The sequence below is a fragment of the Bacillus sp. JJ1533 genome (genome assembly GCF_036965045.1).
Classification (GTDB): Bacteria; Bacillota; Bacilli; order Bacillales; family Bacillaceae_L; genus Ferdinandcohnia.
Map to the genome: position 1 here is coordinate 1,176 of NZ_JBALOV010000003.1, position 24,800 is coordinate 25,975.

Annotated in this window: 22 protein-coding genes and 2 pseudogenes; 4 read left to right on the forward strand and 20 right to left on the reverse strand. The window is 39.4% G+C overall.

From position 1 onward, the window contains the following. From V7138_RS01090 to V7138_RS01100, 3 genes and pseudogenes are all read left to right on the forward strand, one after another. Positions 1-553, forward strand: a pseudogene (locus V7138_RS01090) (tyrosine-type recombinase/integrase); the annotation flags it as partial. Between the two features lie 512 nt (positions 554-1,065). Then, positions 1,066-1,770, forward strand: a complete 705-nt coding sequence (locus tag V7138_RS01095) for an MBL fold metallo-hydrolase (protein ID WP_335393451.1) — start codon at positions 1,066-1,068, stop codon at positions 1,768-1,770. Positions 1,771-1,887: 117 nt separating this feature from the next. After that, a complete protein-coding gene (locus tag V7138_RS01100) occupies positions 1,888-2,058 on the forward strand; it encodes a hypothetical protein (RefSeq protein WP_335393453.1) in 171 nt (56 codons plus the stop codon). Positions 2,059-2,091: 33 nt separating this feature from the next. Here the strand turns inward: V7138_RS01100 and V7138_RS01105 are convergent. Further along, positions 2,092-2,241, reverse strand: a pseudogene (locus tag V7138_RS01105) (IS1/IS1595 family N-terminal zinc-binding domain-containing protein); the annotation flags it as partial. Positions 2,242-2,363: 122 nt separating this feature from the next. Further along, the gene (locus V7138_RS01110) at positions 2,364-3,329 is read right to left on the reverse strand and encodes a DMT family transporter (protein WP_335393455.1); all 966 of its coding nucleotides are present in this window, start codon (positions 3,327-3,329) and stop codon (positions 2,364-2,366) included. Between the two features lie 144 nt (positions 3,330-3,473). On the opposite strand from V7138_RS01110, the gene V7138_RS01115 reads away from it, so the two are divergent. After that, a complete protein-coding gene (locus tag V7138_RS01115) occupies positions 3,474-4,358 on the forward strand; it encodes a LysR family transcriptional regulator (protein WP_335393457.1) in 885 nt (294 codons plus the stop codon). Between the two features lie 89 nt (positions 4,359-4,447). Here the strand turns inward: V7138_RS01115 and V7138_RS01120 are convergent, their stop codons facing one another. The 18 genes from V7138_RS01120 to V7138_RS01205 form a co-directional block, all read right to left on the reverse strand. Next, positions 4,448-8,893 carry a hypothetical protein gene (locus tag V7138_RS01120; protein ID WP_335393459.1) on the reverse strand — a complete coding sequence of 1,482 codons (4,446 nt, stop codon included), beginning with the start codon at positions 8,891-8,893 and terminating at the stop codon, positions 4,448-4,450. Then, positions 8,871-9,617 carry a DUF6063 family protein gene (locus tag V7138_RS01125; protein WP_335393461.1) on the reverse strand — a complete coding sequence of 249 codons (747 nt, stop codon included), beginning with the start codon at positions 9,615-9,617 and terminating at the stop codon, positions 8,871-8,873. The genes V7138_RS01120 and V7138_RS01125 overlap by 23 nt, the downstream gene beginning before the upstream one ends. Continuing rightward, positions 9,618-11,129, reverse strand: a complete 1,512-nt coding sequence (locus V7138_RS01130; protein WP_335393463.1) for a hypothetical protein — start codon at positions 11,127-11,129, stop codon at positions 9,618-9,620. After that, positions 11,120-12,193, reverse strand: a complete 1,074-nt coding sequence (locus V7138_RS01135) for a Wadjet anti-phage system protein JetD domain-containing protein (RefSeq protein WP_335393465.1) — start codon at positions 12,191-12,193, stop codon at positions 11,120-11,122. Before V7138_RS01135 ends, V7138_RS01130 begins: the two co-directional genes overlap by 10 nt. Before the next feature lie 183 nt (positions 12,194-12,376). Continuing rightward, positions 12,377-13,345, reverse strand: coding sequence for a sugar phosphate isomerase/epimerase family protein (locus V7138_RS01140; protein WP_335393468.1), 969 nt, complete (start codon positions 13,343-13,345; stop codon positions 12,377-12,379). A gap of 17 nt (positions 13,346-13,362) precedes the next feature. Then, entirely contained in the window at positions 13,363-14,397 is a 1,035-nt protein-coding gene (locus V7138_RS01145) for a Gfo/Idh/MocA family protein (protein WP_335393469.1), read from the reverse strand. A gap of 8 nt (positions 14,398-14,405) precedes the next feature. Further along, a complete protein-coding gene (locus V7138_RS01150; RefSeq protein WP_335393471.1) occupies positions 14,406-15,434 on the reverse strand; it encodes a Gfo/Idh/MocA family protein in 1,029 nt (342 codons plus the stop codon). 21 nt (positions 15,435-15,455) lie between these two features. Then, the gene (locus V7138_RS01155; protein ID WP_335393473.1) at positions 15,456-16,181 is read right to left on the reverse strand and encodes a ThuA domain-containing protein; all 726 of its coding nucleotides are present in this window, start codon (positions 16,179-16,181) and stop codon (positions 15,456-15,458) included. Positions 16,182-16,201: 20 nt separating this feature from the next. Further along, positions 16,202-16,951 carry a response regulator transcription factor gene (locus V7138_RS01160; RefSeq protein ID WP_335393475.1) on the reverse strand — a complete coding sequence of 250 codons (750 nt, stop codon included), beginning with the start codon at positions 16,949-16,951 and terminating at the stop codon, positions 16,202-16,204. After that, complete coding sequence (locus V7138_RS01165; RefSeq protein WP_335393477.1) at positions 16,932-18,743, reverse strand: sensor histidine kinase; 1,812 nt, start codon at positions 18,741-18,743, stop codon at positions 16,932-16,934. Before V7138_RS01165 ends, V7138_RS01160 begins: the two co-directional genes overlap by 20 nt. A 103-nt stretch (positions 18,744-18,846) precedes the next feature. Beyond that, positions 18,847-20,124: an ABC transporter substrate-binding protein gene (locus V7138_RS01170; protein WP_335393480.1), complete on the reverse strand. Its 1,278-nt coding sequence runs from the start codon at positions 20,122-20,124 to the stop codon at positions 18,847-18,849. A gap of 57 nt (positions 20,125-20,181) precedes the next feature. Beyond that, positions 20,182-21,009 (reverse strand): carbohydrate ABC transporter permease, encoded by an 828-nt coding sequence (locus V7138_RS01175; RefSeq protein WP_335393482.1) that lies wholly within the window; start codon positions 21,007-21,009, stop codon positions 20,182-20,184. Next, on the reverse strand, positions 21,009-21,950 hold the full coding sequence (locus V7138_RS01180) for a carbohydrate ABC transporter permease (RefSeq protein WP_335393484.1): 942 nt from the start codon (positions 21,948-21,950) through the stop codon (positions 21,009-21,011). The genes V7138_RS01175 and V7138_RS01180 overlap by 1 nt, the downstream gene beginning before the upstream one ends. Positions 21,951-22,194: 244 nt before the next feature. Beyond that, a complete protein-coding gene (locus tag V7138_RS01185; RefSeq protein WP_335393486.1) occupies positions 22,195-22,968 on the reverse strand; it encodes a hypothetical protein in 774 nt (257 codons plus the stop codon). Positions 22,969-23,035: 67 nt separating this feature from the next. Then, the gene (locus V7138_RS01190; protein WP_335393713.1) at positions 23,036-23,503 is read right to left on the reverse strand and encodes an Hsp20/alpha crystallin family protein; all 468 of its coding nucleotides are present in this window, start codon (positions 23,501-23,503) and stop codon (positions 23,036-23,038) included. A gap of 146 nt (positions 23,504-23,649) precedes the next feature. After that, positions 23,650-24,159, reverse strand: a complete 510-nt coding sequence (locus V7138_RS01195; protein WP_335393488.1) for an Hsp20/alpha crystallin family protein — start codon at positions 24,157-24,159, stop codon at positions 23,650-23,652. A gap of 23 nt (positions 24,160-24,182) precedes the next feature. Then, complete coding sequence (locus tag V7138_RS01200; protein ID WP_335393715.1) at positions 24,183-24,425, reverse strand: spore germination protein; 243 nt, start codon at positions 24,423-24,425, stop codon at positions 24,183-24,185. 87 nt (positions 24,426-24,512) lie between these two features. Further along, positions 24,513-24,755: a spore germination protein gene (locus V7138_RS01205; RefSeq protein WP_335393489.1), complete on the reverse strand. Its 243-nt coding sequence runs from the start codon at positions 24,753-24,755 to the stop codon at positions 24,513-24,515. Between the last annotated feature and the right edge of the window lie 45 nt (positions 24,756-24,800).

Below are 24,800 nucleotides of genomic sequence, written 5' to 3' on the forward strand. Positions count from 1 at the left end.
GCAGCTAAGATTAAAGAGCCAAAGAAAGGGAAAAGAATCCCAAAGTTTTTAGCAGAAAGGGAGATTGAACATCTTCGAGAAGCTAGCTTACACCTACGGAGAAGGCCCTATTTGAGTTAATGTTTTCAACTGGTTGTCGAATTGGTGAGATCGTAACACTCGATAAGAATAGCATTTCACTCTGCCATCGTTAAGGGTAAAGGTGATAAGGAAAGAGAAGTATATTTTAATATTCGATGTGAGATTTGGCTTAAACGATATATAGAAAGCCGAGAAGATAATGATGCAGCCGTCTTTGTAACGGAAAGACATCCTCATCGAATGAGCAAAGCACAAATGGGATATATCATTAAACGAATATCAAAACTGGCAGGTATTAACAAAGTAATCCATCCGCATCAACTGAGACACAGTTATGCAACCCACTTACTAAATAATGGTGCACCTATTGAAGTGATACAGAGTTTGATGGGACATGAGAAAAGTGAACTACTCGAATATATGCAGATTAAGTGGTCGTCTCAGGAAGGAGTTTTATCAAAAGTATTTCTAACAAATTTAATGGAGCAACTTGTTTTAATAACTGGTTGCTCTATTAAACTATTGCACCCTTTATTTGAATAAGAAATCAATTATCCATAGCAACACAAAAGCCAAAACAGATGTTGAAATTATATCTAAAGCAACCTTTTTCTTATCTTTAGCTTTATATTTTGAATCACCAAGTAATCTAAAAATGTAAAATACAGTAAAGATAGCAAGTAGTTCAAGGAAATTAAGTCCCATTTTATAGCCCCAATTCTTTTTATTACTATATTTCAATGTTCACCCAAAATTTTCCTTCTTCTTGCTAAAAAAACCTGCTCGATTACTTAACTAGCAATTACATTCTTTCTCTTGAAGAGATGCTTTTTTAGTTTGAGTAAATTATTTCATAAACTGTTCCCGACAGAGTGTACTTTATTAAGATCAAGATAAGTCTGAGTAACAAAACGAAAACCAATAAAAGGAAAAAGGGTAATCAATGTGGAATATATGTATTAAACGTTTGGGGAGATGTATAGATTGAGCAAATTATTAAATATAAGTGAAAAGATATTTGTTTTCCCGTTTGGTGAAGAAGGAGTACAAGCAAATGTTGGCATTATAATCGCTGATGATAAATGTATCCTTATTGATAGTGGAAATAGCCCGCAGCAAGCGAATTTAATAAAGAAAGAATTAGAAAAGATTGAAGCTCCACCTGTAAAATATATCATCTACACACACCATCATTGGGACCATACCTTTGGCAGTGCTATCTTTAATGATTGTGAAGTTATAGCCCATGAGCGCACTTTTGAATATCTGAAGCAAATGCAAGAAATAAATTGGAGTAAAGAATATTTATTAAGTGAAATAGAAAAAGATCAATCGCTGAAATTCAGCCATGAATCAAAGATTAAAGCAATAAATGATTGGGAATCGTTTAACATTGTCTTACCTAGTATTACTTTTACTGACAGGATGACTGTAAACATAAATAAAGTTACCTTAGAATTAAGTTTTATTGGAGGGCAACATGCAGATGATTCAATTTTGATAAAAGTGTTAGATTCAAATGTTCTTTTTGTTGGGGATTGTTTTTATCCAAAATCTGCTGATGGTTCTCCATCCTTGGATATTTTAAAGTTTTTACATAAAGAATCTGCAAAAGTGTACATCCATGGGCATGGTGCCCCTGCTACATTTGAAGAATTAGAAGCTTTTATTAAGCAAATTGAGAAATAACTTTTGGCTGTTTTCTAAAAGATGGATGCTCTAAGATACATTCCTTGACAAGATACTAACTTAAAGATATTTTAATTTTACAAAAATTGTTATAACATAGTGATAGGGGGTGAATATATGAATTGTAAGAATTGCGAAGGAAATTCATTTATACAAGCAACCGATTATATAAATCTTCGACCTTTAAATAAAAAAATGGCTATTGGTTCAGAGAAAGTTTATACTGTTTGCTTGGATTGTGGAGAAGTAGCATCAATAAAAATTAAGAATCCTGAGAAATTAAAATGAAAACATTTAGTTAGATTCCTAGATACTACCATTTGACCTGGTCATATCATTGAAAGTTTTTCCGCAATCATTACATAGATAGCGTTGCCTTAAACGATATTTACCGTTAAGTTTACCCGATGTACTTCCAAAATGAACACAGCCATAACCAGAAGTAAATCGGACTGCACGAATGTTAACAAGTTAGTCTAGACCAAAAAAAGCATACCAATTCGGATCTTAATTGATATGCTCATTCTAACCTATTTACAATATCTCATCACAGATGTATGTAAACGGAGGCAATCCTCCGTATATTTTATTAACTAGGATGCCCGCTCACGCAAATTCGGTTGACGCACTGGTTTGTATTCTTTCTTTTGCCACCTTACAAAAAGATTGTTTGCGACAAGTGAAAGAATGATTAAGACCGTTCCAAGAATATCAAACATCGTGACATCATAGCCTTGATAAATCGAAACTAAAAGTGTAGTAACGGGAACAAAATTAATGAATAAAAGGGCATTGATTGGAGATAAAATGCTGACACCGACGTTCCAACCAAGCAGTGCAATCAGACCCGGAAAAATAATCATAAACAATAAATGCGGTCCTGTTGCTGCGATCACTTCTGCTGTTGGAATAGATACATAGCCAACTAGCGTTGCGCCTGCTACAACCACAGCTGCTGTTACTGTTCCGAGTAAACAGCTTAATGTGGAATAACGCAATACGGACCAACCGCTAAATTCGCTTCCCCCCATTGTGTAGATTACCCAGCCAACAACCGCAAGGAATATTAATACAGATGGAATGATGTTATCCGTCGCACTTAGGAATGATTGAATATCCCCTTTTGTAATGACGAATACCGCACCGACCAATGACACGATGACACATGCTAATGTAAATGAATGTGGACGTTTTTTATATAACATCCAGACAATTACAATTGAAATCATCGGCATCAATGACTCATTAATGGATGCAACCATGACTCCTGGCTCACCCAATAAATCTTCTCCCCAGAAGATAAAGAGGTTATAGACCGTAAAGGCCATTGTCCCAAAGAACCATAATTTGAGGCCTTTGCCTTCAAAGCGAAACGCTTGTTTTCCTTCTTTCCAGAACAGCATCGCAACCAAAATAATCGTAACGGCTCCATAACGTATGATTGTAAAATAAAATGGATCAATATGTGTAAAGGCTGCATGTGCAACAGGGAACATGGCACCCCATGAAACCGCAGCAATAAAACACAAAACAGCTCCCCAAAATACATTGTTTCTCACTTTCTTCTGCCTCCCCTATATGAATGACAATCTTGATTATCTCCCTTTTTTGATATCTTGTAAAATGAATAATAATGATTAACTACTATCACTTTTCGTGATATCATAGAAGGATAGAATCATAGCAATCGGAGGAGACAAAAAGTGGAATTTAAAGATTTAGAGATTTTTCAGTTGGTTGCAGAAAAAGGAACCATTACAGAAGCGGCAAAAGATTTGAAATACGTGCAATCGAATATTACATCCCGAATCCGGAAGCTAGAAGCGGAAATGAACACTCCCTTGTTCAATCGCCATCGACGCGGGATGAGCTTAACACCAGAAGGAAAAAAACTTTTAACCTACAGTCAAAAGATATTAGCCTTAACTGAAGAAATGAAACAAGCGGTTCAAACCGATCATGAACCTTCAGGAAAATTAGAAATTGGTACAGTGGAAACGGTTATTCATTTACCTAAAATCCTATCAAGCTATGTAAAAAAATATAAGGATGTTGATTTGTCTATTTTTACGGGTGTGACAAGTACATTAGTGGAGGAAGTTTTGCAGCATCGGTTGGATGGCGCGTTTATCACTGAATCTGATTTGCACCCCGACCTTGTATCCCATGAAGTATTTCAAGAAGAACTTGTCCTCATTTCCGACAATCGAGTGTCCAGTCTAGATGAGTTAGTCGAAGAACCGATACTTTGTTTTAGCAAGGGCTGCGGATACCGGGCACGTCTAGCGGAATGGTATCGAGACCAAAATATTGCCCCCAAGAAAATAATGGAATTCGGCACATTAGAGACGATCTTGCGCAGTACGGCCATGGGACTTGGCATTGCCTTTGTGCCAAAATCAGAAGTAAAGCAATTAGAAAAAGAAGGACTCCTTCATTTTCACAAACTGCCAGAGCAGTATAGTAAAATAAAAACGGTTTTCGTAAGAAGATCCGATACGTACCTTACCCCAACGATTGAGAAATTTATCGAGACGATTGAAACGAGTAAACTGGAGAACCATGGGGACGTTCCTTGTAGTTCTTGATTATTTTCTCCTTAAATAGAAAAAAGGAGCCTGCCCCAGTTACGGTCTTTACCGCAACTGGGGGCAGGCTCCAGAATTGTTCTCATCCCTTATTGATAAATCCGAAATGCAGGAACAATCGTATCTGAAACAATTTCTTTTCCTTTTTCACGAATGAAGTCCAACTTATAATAAGCCTCAAATCGTTGGCTGATTTCCGTCTTCACCAGCTCGGGTGGTGTAACAACGATGAATTGGAACTTCAGTTTTTGTGCAACTGCGAAGATTGGATCAAGAACGTGTGCGGATGCCGCCTGTCCGAATGGATTATCACAGACTAGCGGTACCCAGCTTTGATCTGTTTCACTTTTCACAGACAATAACATCATCATCATCACCATTCTGGCTGATAATTTTTGACCGCCACTGCCATCGGATTTCGTTCTAGAGCCCTGGTTAATGGTTTGCCAGGTTGAATAATGCTCCCGTTGCGGTTTCCCGTACATAAAGGCATTATCTGTTCGCATATTATAGACAAGCAGCTCAGGATATCGATTTCGAAGTGAGACAAATAATATTTGTTCATCACTGATGAGCTCCTTAATTTCTTGGTCTAACGCACGATTATTGTCATCGATGATATCAAATTTCTTCGTAATTTTGTTTATCGCTGCGACAAAATGCTGTTTCAGAAGCGGTTCAATCTCGTCTGCCTTTTTAGGTAATATATCATCCTTTAACTGGACGAGCGGAAACGTTCCTCGTTCATTTTTTAGTTTCATTTTCGCAATCATCGAACGGATCGCCTCTGAAATGCTCATCACTTTCATGCTGGCACGGCTTGCCCAGAAGCTTTGGGCCTTTTCAGCGCGCTCTTTGTCACGTTCTAATTGCTCTAATCCACTTTGAGAAAAACGCTTCATGTTTTTCACGATGCTTTGAATATGGGCATACTGCCTTGTATCCATATGATCAAGTGTTGTTAGCACTTCGTTTTTAAAACGTGTTTCCCAATCCTTCCCTTCAATCGTAAGCTTTAGGTTTCGTAAGGATTGATCAATTTTTGCATGCTTTTCTTGCCCTTCTTCTTGAATCACTTGATGTTCTTCACACCAGCTCAAGATGGAGTTTTTACCTTGCGTCCTGATTTTTTCTACATCTTGCTCCGTGAAGGCTGCTGCTTCTTCTTTTAGGATAACCGATAGAGTTAACAAATCTCCTTCATAACCCGCAATCAATGTTTCTGTATCTTTTTGACGTTTCTCGACCTTCTTGATTTCCTCATTTGTTACTTTCGTTTGATCCTTGATTTCAATTTCCTTCACTTCTAACTCAAGATCTTCCCATCCTTCAGGCTGTTTATCATACTTGGCTACTTTTTTTCCTGCTTTGACACGTTGTTCCTTGGCATGCTGTAAGGATGTTTCTGCTATGGTAACAGCAGTCCCTTGTTCCCGCTCTGCTTTTTCCGCTGCCCTTGCATCCTTTTGTGCCGTTTGCATCATATTCTCTAAAATACTTACTGGCTCATCCGGTACGGGTGCTTGCTTCCACTCCTCGTTTGCGGCATTGAGTTTTTTCTCAAGCTTCGTTTGCTGCTTTTGCTCAGCATCTCTGGTCGCTTGAATAACGAGTAATTCTTGAGCCTGTTCTTCTTTGGATTTCTGAAGTTGTTTAAGCTCTTCGATATGACCTTTTATCTCTTCAAGCAAATGTGGAGATAAGCGTGGTACCTCTTCACTCTCATCCGCTTTTTCATCGGGCGGAAACACCGCTTCACTAATAAAGATGGTGATCTCTTTAATCGTTTGTTCGGTTGTAAGCTTCCATTCGACATAAGTTTGGTTCCACTTGGTTTGTAGCTGGGCGATTTGTTGTTGCTTGTCCCCGACTTCTTGCTGTTCGATCTCTAAGGCTTCTTTTTGTTTCTCTTTCTCTCCTTTCACCCGTTTATTTTCTTGATCGAGTGCTTTTTCCTTTTCAAACTCCGTTAATACATCCACGTCTTTTCTAAGCTTTTCAATCTTTCCAGTTGTCTTTTCCAGCTGATCCTTTAGCTGAAGCTGGAGTTCTTTTTCCTTTGCTTCCTGTGTGATGATTTCTTGTAAGTTTATTTTCTTTGATTGGAGCGCATTTTGTTCGTGTTGAAGCAGTTTTTCGATATCACTAGAAAGCTCCCCTGATAAAAGCCGATCAATGTCCTGTAAATGGCGGCGTAATGATCCTTCTGTCTTTTCCATTTCACGAAGAGTGTCTTTCTTGTCGTCAATTTGTTTGGCAATCTGTACTTTCCAGTCGGTAAACTGATTTTTGTCCGTTAATAGCTCTTGCTCTGTCCCGTTGATGAGCACAAACGATAATGGTTGGTTTTCACTGTTCATTTCTTCACGTAAAAAGATCGGAACTGGGCTTTTAAACATTCTGCCTGAAAGAACCTGTGTATTAATTTTTTGCCATTGCTGGCCGCTTACGACTAACCCGTATGGAAGGAGAGGATACGTTAACGCAAAGCTTTCCATCTCCTCTTTACGTAAGGATTGAAGATATTGTGTTCCGTAAAACACATCAATCCCCGTCTTTTCATCAATCCATTCCTTTAATTCTTTCACATCTTTATTCGGAATCCAAAAGGGTTCGTCATTTAAAGAATGGTCGATTTGCGTTTCCCAAAGCTCTTTTTTGATTTGTTCGGCATGCTTTCGATTTTCTTCAAGTAGTCCTTCGATTTGAATCGCATATTTCGATAATAGCGAATGGGTAAATGGAGTTGTGATCTCATCTATTAATCCATAAAGCCTGTCTACTAGTTTTTCTTCTTTATGGGCTTGCTCTTCTTTAGATGCCTTTAGCTCCTCACATTTTTCTTCCAAAGATGAAATCGCTTGGACTAGCGTACCATGTGTAGTGGCAAGACGGTTCTGGGTTTCAATCGATTCTTTCTCCTTGGCCACTAAGTCTTCTAATCTAGCCTTTTTGTCTTCGATTTGTTTCGAAATGTGACCCAACAAGCCCTCAAAGTCGTACGTTAATCGATCACCAAATTCTTGGATCAACTCCGCTTCCTTCGACTCAAAATGATGCATCTGGGTATAAAGCATATCGATTTCCGTAGTAAGCTTCGCTAAATCCTGGGTCAACTTCTTATCCTGCCTGGAAAGTTCTTTTTCCTTTTTCTTCAGGAATTTTTGATACCCAACATACTGTTTGACAGCTTCTTGGAGTGATTGATAGGAGGATTCCCATTGCTGCAGTGCTTCCTGTTTGATTTCTTCCATTCGTTGATTCACTTGCTCTAAGCCACTGTTTTGTTCCAATTTCACAATCTGCTGTGACAGCGCCCGAATGCTCTGTTCGTTTTCACTCCACTCTTTTAATAAGAGTTGAAAATTCAGTTGTTCCTTACGCTCCTGTTTTTCATTTACGGTTTCCTGAAGGGACGTGTGCTTCTCTTTTTCCGCAACCAGTTTCTTTTCCCAATCCATGACCTCACGGTGTGCTTTGGCATACTCCAAATTTTCCTTTTGAAAACGCAGCTCATCTTGTCTTTCGTGCAGGTTCTCCATCTCTTTTTCTAATGTAAGCTGGGTTTCCTCTTCTAGTTGCTTTACATGCTCCAATGCACCCAGTAGCTGTCTGCCAATCTTGATACTTGCACTCGCCTTTTCTTTATGTTGAACACCAATGGCGATATGCTCTTCAAATGGGACAATGTCTTCTAAAAACTCCTTATGGGCTTGTTCTCTTTTTAAAAGAACAGGCAGATCCTTGGCAATACTCGCCTGGCTCTTAAAAATCTCCACAAGATCATTTTTTTGATGCTCGGTACGATGCAGCACTTGGCTAACAGTCGGAATAATTCGCTTTTGAAACAGGGAATGATCGTCCTCCGCTCCCTCAAAGTATTTTCCAACCCCGCCTTCATCCTTATTAATATCCTTCATAATATCCCAATCCTTACGGTTAATTCCGTATGTATCGAGGATGCGATAGTGCTTCTTTGTGTCCCGGTAGACGTCATAACCATTCCACATAAGATAATCCTTCAGGCTCTCCGTTTCGGCTACCTCATCATTCTCATAAAGTGGAATATGATTAAGAGCTGCTTCCTCTTTCCTGTCAAATTCCCTTGTATAAAACGTAATATCTGGCACTATCTTCGCTTCTTGTTCCAGTGTTTTATGTTCATTTCCACTTTCATCATTCATCGAGATTCGCTGTTCCGCCGAGAACATGCCACCTGTAATCAAATGTCGATGATCAGCACCGTCCAATTCCCATTGAATGACGACATGGAAGGTATAAGGAATAAATTGCTCTTTATTATTAAAGAAAAATTGTTGATAATAACGATTGTTCTGCTTACCCCACGACGTTCCTGGCTTAAGGATTTGAAAAATCGTTTGCAGGAATACACCTTTTCCGCCCCCGTTCATCATCGCAATCAACCCATTTGTTGAGGTTTCCTCATTATGAAAATGAAAGGTGGTATCTTTATATTGCTTTTGCATGCCATCATATTTCAGGCCACTTATTCTAATCGAGTATATTTTCGGCATGCTCATCCTCCTCAGCTGTCACTAATTTCTTAAATAGTTCGTACCGATCGTAATCGTGATACAGGTATTCGATTCGTTCGAAAAGCTCATTCTTGGGAATCACTTTTGGTATGTCATCTCGGTCCAAAATGACGATGAGCCCCTCTGTTTCTAATAAGCGCATACTACTTGCAATGAACCCGATTCTTGTACGGCGATTTCCCTTTTTCACCCCAAAACTTTCAGTGTCAACCTCCATGTACTTCCATGTGGTCACCACTTCCTTCATATCAATTTGTTCTTCTTCTCCGAAGGTAGGCTTAGATTTTAGAAGGCTCTCCCAATTCATGATCAGATCATTTACTTGCCGCTCTAACGCATAGAAGCTAATCCCTTCACGTTTTGTACGAATTTTTGCAGCTTGGTTGCGGTCGATCGCTGCCAAAAACGCCATAATCACTACACTCATCAAGTGAAAGTGTTTTTTCGTTTCGATTTGCTTATGCTTGTCCTTCATATGGGTGAAATTTGTTGCAAAGACTGAACCGGTTGGCTGGATGACCAAGTGGATTCGTTTTGGTGCTTCAATGATATAGGTACCAGACTCATCCGCTAATAAGAGAACGGTTTGTCTGACTTCTGGCTCAAAATACGTTTGGAAGTGCTCACTGTTTTCATCAATCACCTTTTCTTTTAATAATGTAAAATAGACAGTGGACGCCTTTTTGACGATTTCTGTATTCATTTACTTCCCCTCCTCTACACAGATTTTAAATGGGGTTATTTTCATTCGATACCATTGGAGAGGCTCCGCACGATGATCAAACTTTGTATAAATCTTCAAACCTTCAAACACTTGGAATTGAGGATACTCCTGCATCAATTTATAAAGAAGAATTTCCCGCTCATCACTTAATGTTTCTTCCTTTCGATATAGCACTTGAACCCTTAATGGCTTTTTGTCAAACATCATCCATAAATCAATTGTTTCTGATTCTTCAAACCACAAATCCTGTATTTCAAGCGGCAAGTCCTTTAAATCGGTTAACGAAAACTCGCCATACGTTTGTAAGTATTGGAACACATAACTCCATGCCGAAATAACCGAATCCCAGTCCGTTACCCGCTTCGGAGTCACATTTTCTTCTTCCTCATCTTCAATGACATCATCACTAGATTCAAGTCCATCAAATTCTTGTTCTCCCCATATCCAATCAAGGGGCAAAATAAATTCATTTTTCGGTGAAAACAATGGCGATAATATTTGTTCAACGGTTGTAAAAGAAGTAACGCCTTCTTTCATGATCCAATCTTCATAGAAATGCTCGCGAAAGGAAACCAGACTATTTTCCCAAAACAAGGATGGGTTTTCGACCTTTAGTTTCATCTCATAGGAAATATTTTGGATCACAAGCTTGGCAAACCGATCATGCAACTGCCTTGTATGACCAATTTTTTCTTGGAGAAGAATCAATTCCTTTTGGATAAAATCATCTTCATCATTCGTTCGTTTCGATTTTTCAATCATGCTCGTGATCGTGCGAAAGTGATTTTTTTCTTCTTCAAACTGCTGTTCAATCTCAACGCGATTGTCAGCCCTTTGCCATTCCTCTTCAATCAATAAAATTTTGGGATTGTTGATCATTTCTTTTTGAAATGAGAATTCATTTGCCATTAAGCGGTTAACTCGTGAAATGAGGTGATCGAGGTTTCGGGTTGCTTTCCTGAAATTTCCGTTTTTAATTAACTGCATACTATAGAGCTGTTCAATTGTGATTGAAAAATCTTCAGCCATTTCCCTGCTCATAAATATCATTTCCTGAGCAACATCGGTTAGTTTATAAACTACCTGGCCGCCCATTTCCAAATTCGTATATAATTCATCCATCGTGACATAACGAAAGACTTGAGTCTCCCATGATTGCTTCATTTCATCGTAATAGAGGGCTTCAAATGGTTGACTAAACTCTTCTTTCCCTTGGTACAACAGTCCGCTTGTAATTCGTTCGATTTGCTTCTCGTCTGCTAATAGTTTCATTTGTTTGATCGAATCTTCCACCATATACTTAATATCTGATTTACGTCTCTGATCATCATCGTTTAATTCACGGTAAAAGATGGTGAGTAAGACATGCATGAGAATCGTTTGGATATGAGGCTTTAACTCGCCAACGTCCATTCCCCTTCCGAGCTCAAACAGTGGATTTAACCGTTGCATGCGCTGGGCAAATCCTTCCCATGATTCGTTCACATCCATCTCCTCCATGTTTCAATTGTTAAGACTTCTTGTGGAATTCGCATATTTTCTTGCCACAATTGCATCAGTATCTCTTGCTCTTCCTTCGTAAACCACTGAAAAAAGGAATCACGGTAGGTGATATTTTGTGCTTGTCCACGTTTTTGCGTATTTTTTTGATCAACACATTCCAGCATTTTGCGATAAATCTTTAAAGCCGGCTGAATGCTGCAATCCGGATATTTCTCAATTAATCTGACCATAATTCCGTATCCCGAAGCATCTAAATCTCCTGCGTAATAGAATAGATAGTTTTTAACGGGAAACATTCGGAAGAAAAACGAAAAGCTCCGCTCAATTTTTGTGCCTTCCCCATAGATAATCAACTCAGGTTCATAATCCAATTTATTGGCTTCCAACAACTGTATAGAGGTATGAAAGAATGATAGATTTTCGACAATCAAAATTCTCTGGATCTCGTTCATTTCTACCCCTTGTTTCATCCAGAACACAAATGGTTCCCCGTAGCGCACCATTTTCAGCTGTTCTTCTGCGACTCCTATTCTAGCTAAAAATCCAGTCCCTTCTGGAAAGCTATCACTATCTAGCAAGAATTTTTCATGGCCAAAGAGTTCAAGGCTTCTCTCTTCAACTGAAACGATTTCCCGTTCCTGACTGGATTGGAGAAAATGATGTAGCTTTTCAATTCGTGCCCATTCCTCTTTTGTCTGCCATTCAGGATGTCGTTCATAAAAGGAAAAATCAAAGGTATCACTTATTTTCATCATTTCAAGACGATCCCATTGCTCCTCCTGAACCTTACTATTTACCCAAAAAAAGAGGGGAAGTGCCGGTGACCTTCCGTTGAATTGTTTATTTAGAATGGGAGTCATCTGTCCCTCGTCTTGGAGGATTTGAATGGCAGCATAAAACAGGGAATATCCGTCCATTTCAAAGTAATCGTCCATGATCCTGCGCAACTGATGCTCTAACTCATTTATATTAATCTTCTTTTTTTGTTTTGGGTGGGCGATATCTGAAATAAATCCTCTCACCCTTGTTTCAATTACATCGATTGTACTCACCTACTTACATTTTCATGGATTCATAGGAATCCACGCCGTTTTCTACTCTTATAATTATAAACCAGTCGGGTGCATAGCGGTAAATGAAATCTTTCTTACAAGTAAAAAGGTGCCTTACCAAATTACGGTAATATGCTACCGCATTGGGGCTCAGGCACCTGTTGAAGAACTTCCTTATTTAATTTACACCCACCACATATTGCCGGGTACTTCTTCTAATAAGACGGACTTTAAGTTTCGAACAGCACGGGTAAATCCTTCTTCAATCGACATGATTGGGTCCTCGTGCTCAATGCTTACTACGTAGTCGTAGCCATAGGTCCGTAGCGCACTCATCATGTCTGACCATTCTTGCAGACCATGACCACAGCCCACGGAACGGAATGACCATGCTCTCGTCTGAACTTCGCCATATGGCTGCATATCTGTGAGCCCATACATATTGACGTTGTCTTGGTCAATATATGTATCCTTCGCATGGAAATGGTGGATTGCATTTGCCTTGCCTAGGATTTTGATCGCCGCTACAGGATCAATTCCTTGCCACCAAAGATGACTTGGGTCCAGGTTCGCGCCAATCGCATCACAGGTTTCCTCGCGTAATTTAAGGAGCGTATATGGCGTGTGAACTAAAAACCCACCATGAAGCTCTAGCCCAATCTTCACGTTATGGTCTTTTGCAAATTGCCCCCATTCCTTCCAATAAGGAATTAATTTTTCCTCCCATTGCCATTTTAAAATATCAGCAAATTCATTTGGCCATGGAGCAACCGGCCAGTTTGGGAATTTCGCCCCTTCATGGTCTCCAGCCGTGCCTGAAAAACAGTTCACAACAGGAACATCTAGTAAGCTTGCAAGCTTAATTGTTTTAACTAGAGCCTGATGAGATTTTTCGGCAAATGCTTGATCAGGTGAAATCGGGTTTCCATGGCAGCTGAATGCACTGATTTGGAGTCCGCGTGATGTTACTTTTTCTAAATATTCGTTTCGTTTTTCTTCACTTTCTAACAAGGCATCAAGATCACAATGGGCATTGCCTGGATATCCACCCGTCCCAATTTCGACTGCGTGCAATCCTGAGGCTGCTACATAATCAAGCATGTCTTCAAAGCTCTTTTCTGAAAATAAAACGGTAAATACTCCTAGTTTCATTTCTCGTTTCCCTCCTGCTATAATGAAATGCTTTTTCCTGTTTCACTGCTTTTATAGATGGCATCGATGATTTTAGATACTTGCAAAGCTTGCTCTGGTTTTACGATGAGTTCATCTAACCCTAAACAGCTATCAACAAAATTTCTCGCTTGTGGAAGATCTGCAGATTCTTCACCAGGAACCCAGTTCGCAACCGTGTTTAAGAGCATGCCGTGCTTTGCTTGATTGAGTTGAAGTGGAAATAGATCAATTCCACCCTCAACCCCTGAAATGCTAACGCCTTCTTCATCCTTCGGAATATTGGCTGACCATGACGTTTCAAAAAGCATGGATGCACCGTTTTGAAATTTAATATAAGCCGTCACATGATCATCCACATTGAAGGTATTCGGGTCAAAGCTTCCCCACTGATTGACTTGGTTCGGAATTTTACTTAAGCGGTTATAGGCTGTACCGATGACCTCTACAGGCTCTGGATTTCCGAGTAACCATAACGACAGGTCTATGAAATGGCAGCCCCAATCAATCAGGGTTCCTCCACCTTGAAGGTCCTTGTTGGTAAAGACACCCCATCCTGGAACCTTACGTCTTCTTAATGCCTTTACCCTGGCGACGATGGGTTCACCAATTTCATTTTCTGCTACTAATTTCTTTGCAGCCTGCGAGTCTTTAAGAAAACGATAGTGATAGGCAATCGCCAACACTTTTCCTGAACGATGACTAGCCTCAACCATCATCTCACATTCTTCTGTTGACATCGCCATTGGTTTTTCGCATAACACATGAACGCCTGCATCCAGTGCAGCGATTGAAATCTCTGCGTGAAACTTATTCGGGGTACAAACAACAACCGCATCCACTTCAGCAAACATTTCCTGATATTGTGTAAAAACCGATGAAATCTGGTATTTTTCTGCAACCCTCTTTGCTGTCTCTTCATTCACATCACAGATGGCTGTAATGGTGACATCCGTTAATTGTTGGAAGGCCGGGATATGGCGTCCTTGTGCAATTCCACCCGCTCCTATGATTCCGATTCGAAGTTTACTCATTTTACACCTCAATTGATCGAGATTATCTTGTTCGTCTCTTTAGATTCAATGGCCGCTAAGATCACCTGTAATGATTTCATGCCTTCTTCCCCTGGTACAGCTGGATTCGTATCGGTAACGATGGATTGGACAAAATGAGAAATAACGTGAGAATTTGATTGCCCGCCGTCTTCATTTGTTTGAATGCCACCTAATTCATATTTCACAACCTCACCATTTTTATATTGAATAATGAGGTTATTAACCGGATCATCCTCCAGACGTAAAATCGCCTTTTCCCCATAAATAATCGTTGAGTTATCCTCTTTGGACACATAGGACCAGCTCGCTGCTAGAGTTCCGACAATGCCAGATTCTGTTCGTAAAATACAGACCGCTGTATCATCTACATCTGCGTATTCCTTGGCACTTGTTTCAATAAACGCCCCCACCTGTACAAACTCTTCCCCTAACAAAAATCGCATCAGGTCTGTTTTATGGACACCAAGATCTCCCATTGCACCAATAAAGGCCTCGTTCTTCTTGAAAAACCAGCTTTCCTTTCCGTCGACACTCCACCCTTCCGGACCACCATGTCCAAATGCAGTGCGAAAGCTATAAATTTTTCCTAGGACACCATCTTCAATTAGTTGTCTTGCCTTTTGATGAGAAGCAACAAATCGCTGGTTATGACCAATCATCAGCTTCTTATTCGATTTTTGCGCTGCTTCAATCATATTCATCGCTTCTTCTTTAGACGTCGCCATTGGCTTCTCACATAACACATGTTTACCTGCTTCCAATGCGGCAATCGAAATCGGCGCATGCAAATAGTTTGGTGTACAAACACTTACAGCTTCCACCTCAGGATCGGCAAGCAGTTCTTCATAGTTTGTATAGGCCATGACACCATATTGACTCGCGACCTGATGGACACGGTCCTCGACAATATCACATACAGCTACAATCTCAACATGTTTGTTCATCGCATATTCAGGCAGGTGACGGTGTTGGGCAATACTCCCGCAGCCAATCACGGCAATTTTTACTTTACTCATCGGTATTTCCTCCCCTATGTATTATTTCATTGCTTTGATTTCTTCAAGTGGTTTCGCATTCCCATATACAGGTTTTGGCAGCTTCGTAGGCTTTGCCCATTTAACAGCATTGCGAATCACGCGTTGAATGTCCTTGTGATGGTAGGTCGGGTATGTTTCATGTCCTGGACGGAAATAAAAGATTTTCCCTTTCCCTCTCTGATAGGTACAACCACTTCTAAATACCTCTCCACCTTCAAACCAACTTACCATGACCAGCTGGTCAGGTGCGGGAATATCAAAATGTTCTCCATACATTTCTTCATTTTCAAGCTCGATATATTCACCGAGCCCTTCCACAATCGGATGACTTGGGTCGACAATCCAAATTCGTTCTTTTTCACCGGCTTCTCGCCACTTTAAATCACAAGACGTTCCCATCAACACTTTAAATATTTTTGAGAAGTGAGCTGAATGAAGGACAATCAGCCCCATTCCATTAAGAACGCGTTGCCTCACCTTTCCAACAACCGCATCACTTACCTCATTGTGAGCCTGATGTCCCCACCATACTAATACATCTGTCTGTTCGAGAACCTCATCTGTTAAGCCATGTTCAGGCTCATCAAGGGTTGCTGTTCGAACCTGGAAGTTCTCCTCCTTTAAAAAGCCTGCAATCGTCCCATGAATACCTTCTGGGTAAACCTCTTGTACAGGCCGATCCTTTTGCTCATGGCGGCCTTCGTTCCAAACTGTTACGTGTAGCATTGCTTCGTCCTCCTCATTGTTCATTTTACTTTCACTTTTCGATTTCGATAGTCATTCGGCCTTACCCCAACTAACTTCTTAAAGAGTCGGCTAAAGTATTTCTCATTTTGATAACCCACAAGATTGGCAACCTCGTAGATTTTCAGATTGGGATTTTCTAATAATTCTTTTGCTTTTTCCATCCGAATTTTCATCACATAATCCGTAATCGTATCATCAAATTCTTGTTTGAATTTCCTTGAAATATACTCCCTGCTGAAGAAGAAACGGTCAGCTATTTCCTGCAGATTGATTTCATTCTGATAATTTTGTCTGACGTACTCTTCAATCAAATGGATACCTGTTTTCTCTTTTTGATAGTTATCGGTCGTGACCGATGCCTTGCGATCGAGGGCTTGCTCCTTCCATTCATTAACCGCCTTTTCTAATGTTTCATTAAGCACGTCTGGCTCAATCGGCTTTAATAAATAGTCAAAGCTTTTATAATAAATCGCATTCCTCATGTATTCAAAATCATCGTAACCGCTTACGACAATTGTTTTACTCCCTATCCCGGATGTGCGGATCCATTTCAATAGACTGATGCCATCTTTTTTGGGCATTCTCATATCAGTAAAAATGATCTCGGGCTGATGCTCTGAAATGATGTCCATTGCCTCTTCCCCATCTTTTGCCTCAAAAATCGTATGTATCCCGAATTTTTTCCACTCTGCCAGTAATAAAAGTCCTTCACGCACATGCTTTTCGTCATCAATAATGATTGCTTTCATAATCGGCACCTTTCACATCAATCGGAAGTCTCATGGTCACTAGAAAACCGCCTTCCTCACTGTTTTGAAGTTGTAAAGCTGCTTGGTCATGATAATAAAGCTTTAATCTTGCATATACATTCCTGAGGCCAATATTAGTCCCTTCACCTAAACTCGTTCCACTATGAAAATACGAATAAATTTCTTGAAGTCTTTCTTCCGAGACACCCGTTCCATTGTCCTTTACCGCAATCAATAATTCGTTATGCTCGACTGCACATGTGATGGTGATCTTCCCCACTTCTGTTCGATCATCAAAACCATGCTTGAAATAATTTTCAATGATCGGCTGCAGGATCATTTTCGGAACCTTCACATCTTGTGCACTTTCACTCACTTCAATCTTGAATTCCAATTGCTCTCCAAATCGTTCTTTTTGTAAAAGAAGGAATGCTTTTATATAGTTGATTTCTTTAATCAGCGGAATGATGTCTTCTTCCATATTCATGCCGTATCTCATAATCTTTGAAAGCTGCGTAATCAACGAATAAATCTGAGGTACATTGTTTTTTAGCGCAAGTGTACCGATCGATTGAAGTGCATTGTATAGAAAATGCGGATTAATTTGTGATTGCAGGACACGTAATTGATTGGTTTTGTTTTCGATTTCGAGCTTGTATTCCTTGTTAATCAGATGATTGATTTTTTCAATCATATGCTGAAAGCGATTCCCTAAAACCCCAATTTCATCCTCACCCAGTGGTTGAAAATTCACATCCATGTTTCCGCGTTCTACCTGCCGGATATTGTGGAGAAGAATTCGAATCGGTGATGTTATTTTAAACGACACGAATAAAGTGGCTAACACCACTAGGATCAATCCAACGACCCCAAATAAAATATTAATAATGGCTACGTTATTCACACTTTCATAGAGAGTGGTATATGGAATTCTTTTAACCAGCATCCAGTTTCCTGAAATCTCTGGAAGCTTGTTATAGACCATCACACCATGAAACGAATCATCACTCCACTCCATCGTCCCCTGCTCTTCATTTGTATGGACTAATGTGTCAATCCATGCCTCGTGATTTGCCTTATCCTCTTGTTTAGATTGATAAATAAAATCTCCTTCAGCCGAAACGATATAAAATTCCTCATTTTTATCGTTATACAAATTTTCACTTAATTCAAGGATTTTATCTGGCGTAATTTCCAGCGTGACATAGGCAAGAACGTCCTTCGATGGTGAATTGATAAACGAACGATGAATCGATAAAACAGGCTTTGGCCGTTTGACATTAACAATATTATCCAAGTTCTTTTGGAGATGAATCGGTTCAATATACATATTGCCTGGGCTGTTTTTGGCCTTTTCGAACGCTTCCTCGTTTCCATTCACTACCTTATTTGCAAAGACGACCGCTGATTGCTTTGAAATGGAGATAATTCGTTCATCATTGGCAAATGTAATATAGACCCGTTCAATGTTTTCTTCCGCATATAAAATCGTTTGCAAAACATCCTTTACGGTATCCAAAATCGGATAATGCTTTTCCGTATGTGGGGACCTTAAAAAACTGACAATATCAGGATTATTATAAAGTGAAAGCGATAATCCATTCAACTCTCGAATATAGCTCGTCAGATTTTCCTTCCCTTGATATAAGAGACTCTTATTCTCTTGAACGACTTGATCCTTTAAAGATTCTTTAATATGAAAATAGGTAATCGCAATGGACGTCCCAAACGGCACGATTGTAGTGAGCAGTAATAGCACAATCAGCCTATTTCGAATACTCCTCTTAAACAAAGGGCACCCCCCTAAATATATACAATATTAGTATAAAATAGAAAGCACATCTAGTATAGACATGCTTTCTACAAAATTTGGGAGTTTCCACTGTGTTAATGGATTACTTCAGGTCATCCCATGTTTTTTGAAAACGAGCTAATAATTCATCGTAATCAATTTTTCCGGCTGCATATTCTTGAATCGCTGCTGCTTTCTCCATGTTCGCACCATCTGGCCATCTAAACCAAGTCCAAGGAATCGTTTTTTCTTCTTTCGAATAGTCCAGAATCGAAGTACCAAGGTCACCTAATCCGGTTGGTTCGATGTTATCGAAAGCAGGGATAAATGCGAATTCTTCTGTAATAAATCGCTTACCTGTATCGGATGAAACCATCCAATTTAAGAAATCCTTTGCTTCTTGAAGGTGCTCAGAGTTTTTATTAAGCACCCAGTTGTTTGGAACCCCTACTGGCAGACGATTTGCTGACGCCTCATCATCCGTCATCGCAATTGGAAGGAAGCCCATGTTGATTTCCGGATTAATTTCATAAATCATATTTTCTGTCCAGTTTCCTTGTTGAAGCATCGCTGTTTCACCTGATGCAAACAAAGTAACTTGGGTATTATAATCGGTTGTAAGTGGATTATCATTTGCATATTTCAACTCTAAATCTAGTACATTCTTAAAGTCTTCAAAATGCTTATTACCCTCAATTTTTTCAGTTCCAGCATAAAGCCCTTCGATAAATTTAACAGGGTCATCCTGTTGGGCAAACGGGATATTCAGTAAATGCTGACCAATAACCCACCATTCTCCATAGCCTGCTGAGAATGGAGTAATCCCTGCTGCTTCAAGCTTTTCTGCTGCTTCTTTTAGCTCTGAGAAAGTTTTTGGAGCCTCGCTAATTCCAGCTTTTTCAAATAAGTCCTTATTATACACAAATCCATAGCCTTCTAGGTTAACAGGCATGCCGTACAGCTTGCCATCTGTGTCCGTCATTGGAACTTTACCGATTGGTAACACATGCTCAACCCATGGCTCATTTGAAAGATCGGCTAAACGCTCTTTCCAAAGCTCTAATTCTTTGAATCCACCGTTGTTAAAAATGTCTGGCTCATCGCCTGAAGCGAATTTCGCTTTTAATGCAGCACCATAGTCAGCACCGCCACCAACTGATTCAAGCTTAATCTTGATGTTTGGATGTTCTTTTTCATACTCATCAATCATCGCTTGGAGTTGATCAGCAATTTCAACCTTGAACTGCATCATGTTTAGAGTAACGGTTTCCTCCCCGCTTTTTCCTCCTTCACCCTTGTCGCCACTTGTCTTCTCCTTATCGGAACAAGCACCAAGGATTAATACCAAAGCCATTGTTAACAAAAGCAACATGCGTTTCATTAACTTGTTTCCCCCTTTAATATATGAATTTTTGTATTATACAAAAATGTATAACCCTTATTTAATCGACCCTGCTGCAATTCCTTTAATAATATGTCTTTGTAAAAACAAGAAGAAGATAATGATTGGTGTGATACCAAGTACGAGTGCTGCTAATCCCATATCCCATTGTTTTGTGTATTGAGCAAAGAACGAGCTTGTTGCTAATGGGATCGTCCGTAGCTCTGCATCTGTTAAAACAAGTAATGGCAGTAGGTAATCATTCCAAATCCATAAGGTGTTTAAAATGATCACCGTCACGGTAATCGGTTTTAACAATGGAAAGACAATTCGCCAAAAGACGCCAAACTGCGAACAGCCATCGATTCTGGCAGATTCCTCAATTTCAACAGGCACCGTCTTCACAAATCCATGAAAAAGGAAGAGAGACAGCGGTACGCCAAACCCAAAGTACATGATCACAATCCCTGGAATACTATTGACGATTCCTAACATACCACCTAGCTTCATCAACGGAATCATAACAGATTGGAACGGAATCACCATGGCTGCGACAAAAAAGATAAATAAAAAGCTACTAAATTTGCCACCCGTTCTGACCAACTTCCAAGCGGCCATCGAACTAATCACGACAATTCCTATATTACTTAAAACCGTAATAATCAATGAATTCCAAAACGCTCTTGGAAACTGAATAATCTCCCATACTTTCACAAAATTCGCAAATAAAATTTCCTTAGGCCATGCAGCCGCATCAATTAAAATCTCGGAAAATGCCTTCACGGAATTAATGAAGACGAAATAAAATGGGATGAGAAAAATGAGACCTAACACAATTCCCAAAATCTCTAATAAAAAGGTTCTTTTGGTATATCTTCGGTTCATTATGCCTCAACCTCCTTTTTCTTCGTCATTACAACTTGAACAGTTGTAAAGATTGCCACAATGACAAAGAACAAGACCGCTTTAGCGGTACCTAGACCGAAATTGTTATACTGAAAGGCTTCCCGATAAATATTAATCGCGACAGACTCTGTTGAATTAAACGGTCCCCCGTTCGTCAACGAAATATTAATGTCGAAGATCTTAAAGGCCATCGAAATCGTTAAAAAGAAGCAAATCGTAAACGCTGGAAGAATTAACGGCATGATAATCTTCGTTAATACATTCCAATTCGAGGCCCCATCAATTCTAGCCGCCTCTATGTAGGATTGATCAACTCCCTGTAATGCCGCAATATAAATGACCATCATATAACCAGCCGTTTGCCAAGCAAATACAATGACAATTCCCCAAAAGGCAGTAGCCTCATCACCTAACCAGGCAAGCTTGAAAATCCCAAGATCGGTGTATTTTCCTACTGAAGCAAACCCCTTCACAAAGATAAACTGCCAGATAAACCCAAGCAAGAGTCCGCCAATGACATTTGGCATAAAAAAGACCGTTCGTAAAATATTTCTTGTCTTTAATGCCCCATTTAGCAATAGCGCTAATCCAAATCCAAGTAAATTACTAATGATAACAGCGGCAAACATAAACCTCGTTGTAAACCAGAAGGAATTGAAAAACTTTGCATCGTTGGTAAAAATCTTTTTATAATTCTCAAATCCAATCCATTCCACTGCAGAGCTAATCCCATTCCAGGATGTAAATGAATAATAGATCCCCATTAAAAATGGGATAATTTGAATCATCACAAAAAACAATAAAGCAGGTCCCACAAAAGCTGCATAGGTTAAGACGTTTTTCCACTTTATTTTTCGTTTCGGTTTAAGTTCGAGTTTTCGACTCAGTTGTCCTCCCGTTTCGGCTGTCTTCGCTTCCATTTACACCACCCCCTCCAAATTGTAACCGTTTTCTTTTATTATAACGGTACAACTGTCATAATACAGGAAACGATATTGACTGTTAGGGGTACAATATTGACATCGTGATGACTTTCGGACTATTTTCTTTAAGGTGGATCATGAAAATCATCTGTTTTAGACAAAAAGCCTCAGTCAGAAGATGAGGCAAAATAAAAAAGGAAACCGGGGAAGTCCCAGGTCTCCTGTATAGGTTTAATGTTAACTAGTCTTCTTCTATAAAAATCTCTTGCCCTTCCTCGTTAATATCGACTTTCAGTCCTGCATCTTGTTCTTTATTTGTGTCAGGCGGTTCAGGCGGTTCTGTTACCTCATTGCTATTCTGCTCGTCGTTCTTCCCTTTCTTAAACTCATTCATGGTAGATAAAAAATCCTCCGCTAAATCTGACGGAATGATTCCCGTTCCATATGTAGCACCGACATTTAAGCTCCCGCTTAAATCTTTTACTCCAAGGTGAGCAATATTATTATTCAGTTCATATTTGTCAATTAGCATACGCTCAACCTTTATATCCTGATATACAATGGGGAGTTCGTTTGATTTCGTTTGACTGCCCAATGCTTTCTTTATTTCATTACATTCATTAAGGATATGTTTATTTTCAGTTTCACACTGTTCAATCCGCTCTTTTAAGCTAGCCATGTCATGGGTAAGTATATGAAGCTGTTCCTTTAGTTTGTCCATTTCGTGAAACCACTGAGCCTTCAATCTTTTTTCCACAGTGGCGATGATTTTCGCTTCAAAATCATCAGGTATGCTAAAATCCTGCTTTTCCTTTTTTTCCTTGATAGCTGTTTTTTCTAATCCATTCATGGTGGAAAGGGCAAGAAAATGGCTTTCTATTTTCAGGAATCGCTTCATTGTCACTTCAAGCGTATTGATTCTCTTAAACTCTATTTCAAGCTTTGCGATTCTCTTTTCTAAAGCCTCCCGATCATTTTCCTTACGAACATTTCTTTTAAAAGGCAACTTTTTCATCACCACCCTTTCCTATTTTTTCATCATAACAGGCTTAGTTATGGAACCGTTTTTTGGGGATAAGCATTTATTCGATTACGACAAATTCCTCTGGTTCAATTTTTCTGTGATAGGTGATAACGAGGAGACCGTGGTTGTATCTGGCTCTTATCGGATTGCCGTCTGTTGGTTCTGGAAGCGCAATCGTGCGCTCGAATTCTCCATACACTCGCTCATTTTTTAAGGTTGCATCTGGTTTAAATGGTAATCTTGAAATTCCTTTGATGGTTAAGTTTGACCCAACTACTTTTAACTGGATGTCTCTTTTGTCGATGCCAGGGATTTCGATTAAGATGACAATCTGAGCGTCAAGCTTGAAGATATCTATTGGAGGAAATTCAACCGATTCAGTTGTTCGTCTTGCTTGTTCGGCAGGTTGTTCTGCCTCCATGTCCCGCATGATTTTTTTGGAGGATTCCTGATCAAACACATGGTTCCAAAAATCACCCGTTTGGTAATTCTGCGCAATCTCCATCCACTGCTTGAGCTTTTCCATATCCACGATGCTTCCCTCCCGTTTTACACATCAAGCAAAAAGCCACTTACTTCTACTACTATTCATATTGTTTGATTGACGATTCATTCCTCTGATTTCGTACCAGCATCCCCTTATTTTTGGTCATATAAGAAGTAGATGCCCCTTCATTCAAAAGGAGGGACATCTAGTTCTGTATACTGCGTATCGGTTGCCTTAGGAAGCTTGATTTGAAGATACTCATCTTTATAACTTGTCACAGCTCCTTTTTTCTTTACAAGCTCAGGCAAGGCAAACAAATGGTAACTTTCCTTATTCGGATACCCCTCAATAATGATTTGGTTAGATGTATGAAAAATTTTTACGTTTGATAATTTCGACGGATCCTTTATTCTAAACTTTACATATACGTGATCATGAGAATCAAATATTGAAGGAGTGAATTCACATTCTGTTGATTGTTCGGGTAAGGATATTTCTCCATCATCACTTACTTGATTCTCATGAAAAGCACGATTCAATACAGATGCATTATTTTGAAAAAGATCCAGGGAAGTTGACATTGATTTTGAGATAGATTCTTGAACAAATTTTTCAATGCTCGAAGACTCTCCTGAATGTTTCAACAACTGCTGCATGATATCCTTAAAAGGAAAGAAGGATTGAAACGGGAACATGGGATAACCTCCTTAAACCGAAGCTAAAATTGATTTGAAACCGGTAATGATGGGTTGAAAATCTGATCTTGATCGGACACATCTGTATCCAAATAACCCCCTGCAGTTATAGATGAATTGGGTGATAAATCCCCTAAAGAAAAGCTTAATGATATATTTTTTGAATTGGCCGTATGGCTGTTATGAACCGTTCCGCCAATATCAAAATTCGCATTTTGACTCATACTATTCGTCTTTATATTAAAGATATTGATCATATAGGGCATCTTTTTTATTCCTTTCTCTTTGACTTTATCCTTCATTACATTCGCCTAATTGTAGAGAGACTTCTGCTGAATAAAGGTTAACAGCAATCAATCCTGAGCTGCATTTACAACTGCTGGGTTACCGATATCGCCTTGATCATTTAAATCTGGATCAATATACACATTCTCCATTCCTGCAGTCGTTGGTGAAAGATCTCCATAGGATGAATTTTCCCCTTGGGACTTTGAGTTTGCTGTGTGAGCATTATGAAAGGATTCACCAATATTCACTGAACCGTTATTCGAAATGCTGTTAACTTTCATGCTATAAATATTGATATGAGTAGGCATATTGATCACTCCCCCTTCATGTTCTTTTATCTTATGCAATAGGCA